This window comes from Paenibacillus sp. FSL K6-1330 (genome assembly GCF_037976825.1).
Lineage (GTDB): Bacteria > Bacillota > Bacilli > Paenibacillales > Paenibacillaceae > Paenibacillus_AQ.
The window spans coordinates 5,153,780-5,165,141 of sequence record NZ_CP150269.1 but is presented as its reverse complement, the minus strand read 5'-3'; the positions used below and the strand labels follow the sequence as shown (position 1 = coordinate 5,165,141).

12 protein-coding genes and 1 pseudogene are annotated in these 11,362 nt (G+C 45.5%); 10 read left to right on the top strand and 3 right to left on the bottom strand.

The features are described from left to right. Positions 1-145: 145 nt before the first annotated feature. The 3 genes from NYE54_RS23435 to NYE54_RS23425 all read left to right on the top strand — a co-directional run bounded on the left by NYE54_RS23435 (position 146) and on the right by NYE54_RS23425 (position 3,283). Complete coding sequence (locus NYE54_RS23435; RefSeq protein WP_339266556.1) at positions 146-1,354, top strand: WD40 repeat domain-containing protein; 1,209 nt, start codon at positions 146-148, stop codon at positions 1,352-1,354. Positions 1,355-1,426: 72 nt separating this feature from the next. Then, positions 1,427-2,116, top strand: a complete 690-nt coding sequence (locus tag NYE54_RS23430) for a hypothetical protein (protein WP_339266554.1) — start codon at positions 1,427-1,429, stop codon at positions 2,114-2,116. Positions 2,117-2,443: 327 nt separating this feature from the next. Beyond that, entirely contained in the window at positions 2,444-3,283 is an 840-nt protein-coding gene (locus NYE54_RS23425; RefSeq protein ID WP_339266552.1) for an aminoglycoside phosphotransferase family protein, read from the top strand. A gap of 70 nt (positions 3,284-3,353) precedes the next feature. Here NYE54_RS23425 and NYE54_RS23420 read toward each other — a convergent pair whose 3' ends face one another. Continuing rightward, entirely contained in the window at positions 3,354-3,617 is a 264-nt protein-coding gene (locus tag NYE54_RS23420) for a hypothetical protein (protein WP_339266550.1), read from the bottom strand. Between the two features lie 501 nt (positions 3,618-4,118). Here NYE54_RS23420 and NYE54_RS23415 point away from each other — a divergent pair. The 5 genes and pseudogenes from NYE54_RS23415 to NYE54_RS23395 all read left to right on the top strand — a co-directional run. Continuing rightward, positions 4,119-4,508, top strand: a pseudogene (locus NYE54_RS23415) (GNAT family N-acetyltransferase); the annotation flags it as partial. 51 nt (positions 4,509-4,559) lie between these two features. Next, a complete protein-coding gene (locus NYE54_RS23410; protein ID WP_144023508.1) occupies positions 4,560-5,048 on the top strand; it encodes a GNAT family N-acetyltransferase in 489 nt (162 codons plus the stop codon). Between the two features lie 29 nt (positions 5,049-5,077). After that, positions 5,078-5,959 carry an N-acetyltransferase gene (locus NYE54_RS23405; RefSeq protein ID WP_339266548.1) on the top strand — a complete coding sequence of 294 codons (882 nt, stop codon included), beginning with the start codon at positions 5,078-5,080 and terminating at the stop codon, positions 5,957-5,959. A 27-nt stretch (positions 5,960-5,986) separates the two neighbouring features. Next, positions 5,987-6,430 (top strand): GNAT family N-acetyltransferase, encoded by a 444-nt coding sequence (locus NYE54_RS23400; RefSeq protein WP_339266546.1) that lies wholly within the window; start codon positions 5,987-5,989, stop codon positions 6,428-6,430. Positions 6,431-6,469: 39 nt separating this feature from the next. After that, positions 6,470-6,928, top strand: coding sequence for an NUDIX domain-containing protein (locus tag NYE54_RS23395; RefSeq protein WP_339266545.1), 459 nt, complete (start codon positions 6,470-6,472; stop codon positions 6,926-6,928). 73 nt (positions 6,929-7,001) lie between these two features. Here NYE54_RS23395 and NYE54_RS23390 read toward each other — a convergent pair whose 3' ends face one another. Further along, the gene (locus NYE54_RS23390; RefSeq protein WP_339266543.1) at positions 7,002-8,210 is read right to left on the bottom strand and encodes an S-layer homology domain-containing protein; all 1,209 of its coding nucleotides are present in this window, start codon (positions 8,208-8,210) and stop codon (positions 7,002-7,004) included. Between the two features lie 302 nt (positions 8,211-8,512). Between NYE54_RS23390 and NYE54_RS23385 the strand changes: the two genes are divergently transcribed. After that, positions 8,513-9,190, top strand: coding sequence for a class I SAM-dependent methyltransferase (locus tag NYE54_RS23385; RefSeq protein WP_339266542.1), 678 nt, complete (start codon positions 8,513-8,515; stop codon positions 9,188-9,190). Positions 9,191-9,230: 40 nt separating this feature from the next. After that, positions 9,231-9,704, top strand: a complete 474-nt coding sequence (locus tag NYE54_RS23380) for a DinB family protein (RefSeq protein WP_339266541.1) — start codon at positions 9,231-9,233, stop codon at positions 9,702-9,704. Positions 9,705-9,758: 54 nt separating this feature from the next. On the opposite strand, the gene NYE54_RS23375 is transcribed toward NYE54_RS23380, so the two are convergent. Next, entirely contained in the window at positions 9,759-11,246 is a 1,488-nt protein-coding gene (locus tag NYE54_RS23375) for an endonuclease/exonuclease/phosphatase family protein (RefSeq protein WP_339266540.1), read from the bottom strand. Positions 11,247-11,362: the final 116 nt, after the last annotated feature.

The following is an 11,362-nucleotide window of genomic DNA, read 5'->3' as shown; positions in this document are numbered from 1 at the left end:
TGTTTACAAGTTCGTTACAAGCTCGATATCGTATCGAGATATTCGCATTCTATACTGAGTTCAACAGGGAAAGAGGCGGCATGTTATGACACATTAGTTGCAGCTGCCGAAGCTCCTTGGGGATATGCATAGGAGGAAACCTGTTATGAAACATAGATTTGGGAAGCATGGGGTCAAGTTGCTGTCTGTTATTGCTGTGGCTGCAGCCCTTGCGGCCTGCCAGTCCCAGGATCGGTTGACGATCGTGGAGCCAGGCAACAGTGCAACCGGTCAGCCTCCTGTATCGAATGCTGGAGAGACGGCATCGGGGGAGCGCAAACTCACGGTTGTAGAAGGGGCGAGTGGGCAATACAGTCGGGAAGTGATCGTGAATCAGACGCACCGGATCGCCTCGTCCAACATTGAGGCATGGCTGTCGGAGAATGAGGTCAAGGTGCTAACAACCAAACTGATCAAGGAAGCGACCGAAACGGAAGAACCGCAATATGCTTATACCACAGAAGCAGTGAACGTAAGTACAGGTGAGCGGCGTGAGCTCACGAAGCATGAAGAGTCGCATCCAGGCGAACAGCTTGTCAAAGAAGAGATCTCGCCAGACGGTAAATATAGCTTTATTCAGAAATGGAGGGATAAGTACACGGCTGACAATTTTCTGAAGGATTTGAGTACTGGCAAGAGCATCCCGGTTAAGGGTGACAATTACATGGAGATTGGGGGATGGCTGGATTCCGACACCTATGTTCTCGCAGCAGGCTCCATGAGCGGCAAAGGCGATATTCGACTCATTTCCACGGACGGCACTTATACCACCATAGCCATTGAGGATGAGGATGTTGAATTTTACAACCAATTCGGAGCGAGTAAGGGCCGGATCTATTATACCGATGTGAACCAGGTGCTGAAGGTCGTTGAACCCGGACAGTCGAAGCCGATACATCTCATTGAAAATGTATGGAACTTTGCGATTTCTCCGGACAGCGAGTACATTGCCGTTGCGACAGCGACCAACACAGGAGGGGACGAGAGCAGCAAACTGCTGATCTATGACGCTGCCGGAAGTTTGCAAGGTTCACTTATCGGAAAAGGCAATCTGATCTCGTACTTGTCCTGGTCGCCGGATTCCGCCAGAATAGCCTTCGATGTGTATTCGGAGAATGAGAGCGGGATGAACGGAGTGTACGTATTTGATACCTCTTCGGGGAAGGTAAGCTGGATGGCGCCCTATTATTCTGCAGTGCATCCTGCCGCCCATCCTGTCTATCCTCTGACTTGGAGCCCATCTGGAAAAAGACTGGGAATTACGATTGATGATAAAGAAGCTTTAATTGCGACGTATGTGATGGATTTTAAATAGGTTTATATCGAGCTTCATCATATTACTCATCGACTTAGTGATGTTGGTGAGACAACGAGAGGAATGGATAAAATGAAATCATTAAAAAAATCAATCGTGGCAGTTGCTGTGCTGGGAATGACGTTAACGGGAGCCGCGGGCGTCTATGCGGGGGCAAACCTGGAGAAAATCTCGGCTTACCTGAATCACAGCATCGGTATCAAAGTGGATGGAACCGTATATAACACGGGCAAAAAATTGACACCGATCACATATCAAAACACAACGTACTTGCCGGTTCGCGCGATTGCTGATGTACTGAATGTACCCGTGCAATACGATGCGAAGAATCATCAGGTGCTGGTCGGAAGTAATCCTGGAAACGGTCAGACGATCGAGTTAACTACAGTGAAATATAACGATGCTCAATTAAAAGAAATCAAAAATGCATTCTCTAAATTTGATGGTTTCCAAGCACCGTATGCTCCAAGTCAGATGGTAAAAGGCGATGTGTATCAAAAGACGGGTGCTTCGGGAGATGGCGTCAACATGGTCTTCAAGCATATGACGGTATACATTTCCCCAAGAGACTACGCTCACGGATATGACAGCAAACCGGTTACTTTGTCCAATGGGGTTAAAGCGAAATGGTATACACCGGATGATACGGACATGCTGGGATTTCAGATCAATGACCGCTTCGTGACGATCAGCTCTCCGGATCATTCCTTAAGCAAAGCACAGCTGGAGAAGGTTGCCGTAAGTGTTGCCCTTTTGAAATAAATATAGAGACAAAAGATTATAGAGATATGGTTTAGATATGAAAAAGGCAAATAGAGGTTCTTACGAGGAAGCTTGCAGGGGGAAGGAATACCTGCAAGCTTTTTTCATTACAAAAGGCTATTCGAGAAAAGATATTTCCTGGGCAATCTAATCTGGCAAAAAGATGGGAAATCAGAAGGGGAAAGAAAATTAGGGATGTACGTAATTCATTAATCTTATTATGATAGGTTTACTTGAAATCGATGTTATATGAAATATTGGATGATGTGAAAAGAGGGAACCACCATAAATAACATACAAGAATTCATTAAAAGATTTAAATTGAATGTGATTCATATTGATGGAGTTCCGGAGTCTTATAGCTCGGAAGTCTACCGGTTAACCCTGTCGAATCAACAACAAGTCTATTTAAAGATCCCATTCAATAAGGTGAAATTATATCGTGAATTTGCTATGTTGCAACGATTGGCTGGGAAGCTGCCTGTCCCAAGAGTTCATCATTATTGGGAAGGAGATGATGAAGTCACCGGTGCATTGTTGTTAGAATCCATACCCGGACTACCTATAACAGGCGTTATCCATGGTAAACTTGCCTATGAAATCGGAAGTTTGCAAGCGCAAATGCATTCAGTAAACATGCCGGGGTACGGTTACGATAGCCCTGACGGATTTCATGTTTTACCCGAAAATAATTGGCGGACCTATATACGTAGGAATTTTGATAATTGTAAACCAGTATGCAGGGGAATATTAGAACCGGGGCTATATGAAAGATGCGTCGCATTTTTTGATAAAGCGTATTCAACTCTTCCAGAACCGGATTCTCCATGTGTTGTTCATTTAGATTTTAGACCGGGAAACCTATTGGTTCAAGATGATAAAATTACAGGTATTATTGACTTTGAGAGTTCCAGGGGAGGTTCATCAGAAATTGATTTTACGAAAGTGAATCGATATATCTGGGAGAGGAATCCAGCAACAAGAGAAATATTTGAAGAAGGTTATAACAGCATTAAAACGTTAATTGATCTTGAGCGAACACTGCCCTTTTATTCATTATATGATTCATTTTGTGGGGTGGCATGGTGTGCAAAACGAGGGATGGATAAACACAAGGCATTTTTAAATGAAAATCTTGATGAATTAAAGAGAATAACGACTTACTAGATGAGTATATAAGATGACGACTAGAACAGAGACAAAAAAGAGCAGCGATAACGCTGCTCTTCATCATAGGTTATGCATTACGCTGCAATAACAGGTAACCGCTAATGTTGGATGTTCTTTGGCGGAATACGATTTTGAAACCTACATCATTATCTAGTAAGCAGGCTAATGCAGTTCTTAGCAATGCATTCGGCGTCAAATCAGCTCGGCAGGGAGAAGCATTGCCAATGACACGGGCAGCAACGATTCTACGCGCGGAGCCCGCAACAAGAGGGTTTCTTGACCAGCTGATTAATACTAAATCCGGTTGAGGAACAGCAGTGACACGACCCATTCGATTCACCTCTTTTATTATAGTAGAGCCAGTATATTAAATGATAAGCTGATGAGAAGTGTGCAAAGCAAAGGGCGGAGTTTTACAAAATCATGGTTACAACCCAAATTGACGAAGGGGAAATGTAGTGTGGATCTTATGAAAATTAGGGACGAAAAGATAGCGGTGATAGAGGATTATAGTTGAGAGGTACACCGGCGTGAACACTTCCAAACATCAACAAGCTCATACCATTCGATCGAAAGGATTGGAAGAGTTTATCTAAAGTCGTTTAATTCCAGGAATATTTCACTTCCATATGGTACTATTTGGTTAAGTTGCGTCAATCCATACCGATATGGAAAATAAGGTATACCAGTATCGTCAAAGCGGCTTGTATTATTCATACTGGGTGAAGCGCGGAGAATCGGTGTCCATGATAAAGGAGTACATCACTGTACTGGATTTTTAAATGAAAGAAATCTAGGATTCACTCGGGATCTCGCTAGGGAGGACAATGACATGGACATAGAGTTAATGCCGGTCAATCGAAAGAACTGGGAAGAAGCATTGGCACTGCAGGTTTTGGACCAACAGCAGGGGTTTGTGCCAGCGGTAGCTGTATCTCTAGCCAAGATCTACATCAAACCGGATGGTGAACAAGTAGAATACATTCCTTTTGCGATATATGACGGGAACCGAATGGTCGGATTTATCATGCATGCTTATGAAGTGAATACAGCCGATGGTTATTGGATTAACGGCTTTTTAATAGATGCAAGAGAACAGGGCAAAGGATATGGCAGAGCAGCTTTACTCCAGATGATTACATGGATCCAAGGCCAATTTCCGCAATGTAAAGAAATACGCCTGACCGTACATAAGGATAACCAGATAGCGAAAACTTTGTACAGCAATCTAGGTTTTGTGGAAACGGGAATCTGGTTTGGCGATGAGGAAGTTATGAAGCTGAATGTTCAATTAAACCTACAAGTAAAGAGAAAGGGGAGTGACCAATTGTCACAGATTAACATCAATCAAAGCAGTCCTGAAGAAGCGCATTCGGTACGGACGAACCTGATCAAATTTAATGCACAGCATATCGCAGAAGATTTACAGCAGAATTATGAGGAGATCAACTTACATATAAAAGATGAGAATGGTGATATCGTAGGCGGGATCAATAGTGTGTTTTGCTGGAATTGGATTGAGGTCGATATTCTGTGGGTGGATGACCGATTCCGGGGGCGGGGCTACGGCTCGAGATTATTACAGGAGATCGAAAGGATTGCAAAAGAAAAGCAATGTACCTTCATCAAGCTTAATACTTTCAGCTTTCAAGCGCCGGAATTCTACCGAAAACATGGATTTCAAGAAATTGCACGTATCGACGATGCCCCGAGGGGTCATCAGCATTATTACTTACTGAAAAGATTGGTCATGGAAAGTTAAGTCTTAGTCGAGGAAGGGAGCTATAGAGAATGGGAGAGGCGCAGCAGCATATCCATCCGGTATATTCATTAGTTAAAGCAGAGCCTGTCCTATATTCCAGGTATTTTGCAACATATCGGAAGAATGTTTGGTTCAGACCGAGTTGGAAGCATGTGCAGCAGATGATGGCGGATGCGGACGACTGCTACTGGATCATGTCTGGCGGTATAAGAATAGCAGGAATATCAATATCGGAGAATACGCTGGGATCCCTGTTTGTTATCCCTCCCTTTGGTTTTTCGCAACCGATTGCAGCTTATTTGAAGAAATATATCTTGGAAAATATAACTGGAATCACTAGAATACATGCGTACAACGTTCTACCTGAACATATGGCAGCATTCGCGGCAGAAGGCTTTAAACCCGAGCAAGCAAGAAAATGCATGATTCGACCCACAGTGGATACACACAACCCCTTACTTGTCGATCAATTTAGGTGTGAACAACCAGAACCAGATGAATTGGTGCAAATAACCCGACTGATGATGGATGCCTATCGTAATAGTATCGATGACCGTGATGGTGAGGCTTTTACCCAGGATATACTTTATTATTTTGAGAATAATTCAATTGATATTCTATTAGATGCTTCTTCAACTATAGTCGATCAACAATCCAATGAAATCGTGGGTGTATGTTTCGTATCCCTTTGGGAGGACCTACCGTTAATTTATGAAATTGCTGTTGCTCATGCCTATAGGGGGAAGGGATTGGCCGAGTATATGTTACGAAAAGCCATACGCAAATTAGACCGCTATTATGACGTCCTACGATTGTTTGTAACTACGGGGAATAGAGCTGAGCTTTTATATACGAAGCTGGGGTTCTTACCAGGAGATGAACTGACGAGCATGATCTATACCAACGAATAAAACCAACAACCATCGAAGGAGCTTAACATGATTAGACTGCAACCAGTTGATAAGGATAATTGGACCGAATGCATTAAACTGAAAGCCAAGCCGGAGCAAGAAGGCTTTATTGCTTCCAATCTGTATTCGATTGCCCAGTTTCAATTTCTTGAACATTTTGAAGCGATGGCCATTTATGATGAGCAGACGATGGTCGGATTCGCGTTGTATGGCTTGGACTCCGATGACGGCAACTACTGGATTTACCGTTTGATGATCGACGGGAATTTTCAAGGGAAAGGTTACGGTAAAGCGGCTTTGCGATACATAGTTGAAGAAATCCGAAACAAACCTGACCGGACGGATGTCCTTATGATAAGTTTTGATCCGAAGAACGAACGGGCCAGGCAGCTTTACATCAAAGCGGGTTTTGAGGAAATCGGCGTCATGCCGTGGTCGGAGGGTGAATCGGTAGCGAAGCTTATGCTGTAAACCCTTGGCCTATACGTATGTGGAGAGGATTATGCTGATATGAAAATCATAGTGACTGGCGGCGCCATCATCCGGGATCATCAAGGGCGAATATTGCTCCAGCGACGCTCAGACTATGGCAACTGGGGGCTTCCCGGTGGCGGTATGGAGGCCGGCGAATCCGTGGAAGAGACGATGAGACGGGAAGTGCTCGAAGAAACGGGGCTGGTCGTCCGTGATAGTGAACTTCATGCGGTCTATAGCGGACCCAGAATGCAGTATCGATATCCGGACGGAAATGAAGTCGTGTTTGTGATGTTTATTTTTAACGCCATGGTGGATTTGGAAGGGGAGACAGAGGAACAAGGCAGGGTACTTATTCATCACGATGTGAACAACGAGTCGTTGCAGTTGGAATTCAAGGCATTGCATGAGATTGAGCTAGAGGACATCAGCTCTGTGCAAAGACCGGTATTTGAGGATCTGCAAAGCGGGAAGGCAAACATTTTAAGAACTTGAATATGTCTTGTAACACGATAAAAAGGGAGTGCCTACTGTTTGCAACAGTTGTGCACTCCCTTTGTTAACTTAACTAGAACTTGGGTTCATACCATATGGCTTTGGTAAAGTCCTGGAACGTATCAGCGTAATAATACATAACTTCAATGTTATTATTGTCATCGGTGGCTTTTTGGCCCTTACTTCGGATAATGGGAATGAACTCCGCATAGGATGCGCCATTCATGGCTATTCGAACAGGCTGCTTAGGGTTGCTCAATTGTTCGTAAGTATAAAAGGATGGCTCCCCGTTCACGTTGATTTGCAAGTCGATTTTCTCTGAAGCCTTCACGGCCAAATAGAATTCCGGTATGGAATCGGGATTCACCAAAGCAAAGTCAGAAACCGGACTTTCTCCGTGCCCTGATGGGGAACCCGCATAGATAAAGTTTCTTGTGCCATTCGGGATGAGATCATCTGCTGATGGTTCCTGGACATAGTCGTTGCCATCATAATAGTCGTAAATACGATGCAGGACGACTGCGGTTTCGGCTAATGTTACCTTTTGGTTCGGGCGAAAATACCCTTTCGCATCGGGTTTCATGATGCCCGCCTCGGCAAAGCCGAGCAGTGCATAAGCTTTGACGTAATCCAGATCGGAGGCTAAGGAAGCCCCCCATTTTTTGTCTTGCATCAATCCGATTTCGGGTGCCAACGGCTGATAGGCATACTTCCATTTTTCATATTGGCTGTAGGAATTGAAATACCTTTTGGGAAGATCTTTGATATCCCGCAGTCTCGCAATATCCTCACCGTCCGATAACTCCAGGGAATATCCAATATCATCGAACAGCGCATTCAGCGTAATCAACAAGTCCCAGCGTGTTAGCACTTTCTCCGGTATAAACTTGAAGGTTTCGTCATGATAATTGATTTTGTCGGCGGCCGCAATTAATCCGCTCGGCGCCGACGGTATGCTGCCGTAAACATCCTTGAATATCTGGTAAGATGAATGCTCACTAGGTACGCCGGGTATTTTGATGTTCTTATCGCTTTCGACCCGTAAATCGGTAAACAACCGATGAACCATGAGGGTAAGATCAGATTTGGTCACCATCTTGCCTAAGGTATTTGTTCGATTCTCCATGTTCTTAAAGACCCCATGGGATCTCAGGAAATCAACGGATTCATTGGCCCAGGCATATTTGGATGGACTGGATTCCGCCGCGCTTGCCATGGTTGTCATGCACAACGATAGAATAAGAGTTAAAGATAATAATCGACTCCACCTTCTTAGAAACATTTGAATCCCCCTGTATGTAGTTATGTATTGGATTTATATCCCATCATTGTAGACGACAAATTATGACAAAAGCAATTGTTTTTTCTGAATGCTATCGGGGACTTTGAAAGATAAAGGTATGATTTTGATGGGATTTTTTTGAATGTAACCGTTGACATTACGGAACAAAATGGTAATATTTTAATTCATTAGATATACCGGTTGATTTCAGTACCTATCGGCTTGTACCAGATCATATTACAACAGGTTTCTGCTATCTTGGATGGTGAATGCAATGCAGCCTATCACGGAGGAGGAAACGTATGGGAATCGCTTGGTATGACATGGTCGCACGCAGGAATGGCGGCTACAAAGGAAGGGCGGTGTGTACCGTAGTCGGGAGATCGGCGGAAGAGGTGTTTGAGGAGCGGTTAGTGGAGATGCTGCAGCAGTTTCATTCGGTGCTGGATGCAGGCTGCGGGCATGGCGAGTTCACGCTCCGGATGTCCAGGCATGCTGAGAACATCATTGGATTTGACAACTCCGCGGAGATGATCCGAATCTCCCAATCCTTACTCGAGAGCAGCGGAACCCGGAATGTGGAATTTGTGTATGCCACAACGAAGACCGAGATGCCCTTTCAAGATGGTCAGTTTGACCTCATCTATGACCGCAGAGGACCCACCTCGATCCTGGAACATCCCAGGATATTAGCTTCAGGCGGCACCATCATCGGGATCCATACGGATGTGACTGACGTTCGAAGGCGATTGTCGGAGAATGGCTACATGAATGTCGAGATTGAGGAGTATAATGAAGCGATTACTTACTTCCCGAATGCCCACGAATTTGCATTAAATCTGTCGGATACGCCAGGGAATCCCGATTTCACCTTGCCGGAGATGAAGGGAGAGCTGGACGCCAAGATACGAGAGAATCAGATCGACGGACAGCTTGGGGTTCGTGAACATAAATACATCTGGAAAGCGATGAAGGCGTGACATCAAATCTTTTATCATACCCAAAAAGGAGTGTTGCGATATGGATCATGAGTTCAACCGGAAGTGGCTGGAGGAAAAATTTGAAAACATCCGCAGCCGTACCTTAAAAGTGCTGGTGCAGTTAAACGATGAGCAAGTCAATTGGCGGCCCAACCATTCCAGTCTGAGTATATCGACGTTGATCAGGCACATCGAAGGCAACATTCAAGAGCGGGTCATGAAGGGGATTCTGCATCAAGATGTTACGCGGAACCGGGAGGAAGAGTTGGCACAGGTTTTTGTCAGCCGGGACGATCTGATTCAGATCGTGAAGAATCGGTTTCAGTTCCTGATCGATACGGTAAAATCCATGCCTGGCGAGGACTTTGAACAGGTTCAATCGGTACGCGGAAAAGAACGCAGCAACCTCGACATACTGCATCAATGCGCCACGCATTATTCGGAGCACATGGGTCAGATTTTTTACATCGCGAAGCAGTGTTTGGAGGTTCAATATAAATCCACATCGATCTAATAAAGTAAGTCCCCCTTAGATGGCGCTTTCAGCGATCAAGGGGGACTTTATATATTACGGTTGACCAGGAGAAGGGACCTGGTGAGTTTCTTTTTTCTGCATAATGCTCGTCAGCGGCTCGGGCTCCTGATATGTGATCGATTCATTGATTCCCATATCCAACTGTCCGTTATTGAACTGGACACCTATAAGATGCGTACCGGAAGGCGATGAAATACCCAAAGCGCGTCCGTTGGTGGAGGTTCCGTTCAGGCCCTGATTGTTGCCCGGCGTGAAGACGGCCAGCAGTTGAGAAGGCGAGAGCTTATCTCCGGAGGCGACGTTATAGTTGGCAAGGAACTGCTCCATACTCAGGTCATAACAGCAGGGCTGCTTCTTGATCCAGATCACCTTGGTTTCATTTGGGCGGATGATGGTTTCGGTGCTGAAGCGATCCTTTGTAATGGTCCAGCGATTGGACTTGGATTTATCGAATGGGAGGGCAGGGTCGTAATAGTAGTAGATTTGATATCCTTCCAGGTCGATTTCCCGGTCATTCGGGTTGTAGATCTCCACATAATTGTAATTTCCTTGCTCGTTCGAGTTAGCGACCACTTCAGTGATGTGCAGAGCCGTGGTCAAGGGCAGCTTGGGCACGGTTTCTTCGGTGGTTTTGTTGGATTTTTGCAGGGTACCTTCCATCAGGACGGGGTAATGATCGCTAGGGTATTGGCCATCTTCATTGTAGTTGATAATCTCACTGTGCAGGACATTCCAGCCCTGGCTGTGCAGAATCCAGTCGATCCGGTTTCCGCTGCCGCCGCCGGTAGGGTCCTTGTAATTATGGAAGGTTCCCAAGTCATCGTTGGTTCGCTTCTTGGCGGTGACCTGTGCATCCGACAACCCGTTGCTTGCAAAAATCGAATACGTATCGCTTCCCGGAACAGTATTGAAATCGCCGGTCACAACTATGGGGATATCCGAGGCAAAGGCCTTCATTTTGTCGACAATGAGTGCGGCGCTCTTCTGCCGGGAAACCTCGGATTGGTGATCCAGATGCGTGTTGACCATATAAAAGGTTTTGCCGTTCTGAAGATCCTGAAAGCGAACCCAGGTTGCCATCCGCGGAATCTGGTTCCCCCAACTGGCGGAGCTGATCGTCTGCGGCGTATCGGACAGCCAGAAGTGAGACTGCTCCAAAGGCTTCAGCCGCTCCCTATTATAAAAAATCGCCATGTACTCCCCTAAGCTCCCGCCTTCACGTCCGACTCCAATCCGATCATATCCTGGCAGATCGTTTTCCAGATCGACAATTTGCCGGTGAAGTCCTTCCTGCGTCCCGATGACGTCCGGTTTATGCTCCAGAATCAGGTTCTTCGTAACAGGGCGGCGGTTCTCCCAAGGTTGACTGTCATTGGCGGCATAACGCAGGTTGAAGCTCATCACGCGTAAAGGTCCCGACGATGCTTCAGCCGCGCTTGCCAGTTCGCCGGAAGCGGATAGCGGCGCCGTCGTCAGAAATGTAAGCATCATGAACAGGCTGGTGATTTTAGGGATTCTCATTAAAATCCTCCTTCGTCATATGCAAGATGATGTTTCTTCTAAAGGGGGTAATTAAGTAGGTTTATCCTGTCCTCCCTTCCTGATTTGCCCATATCATATCTTATTTTTAGCTGGTT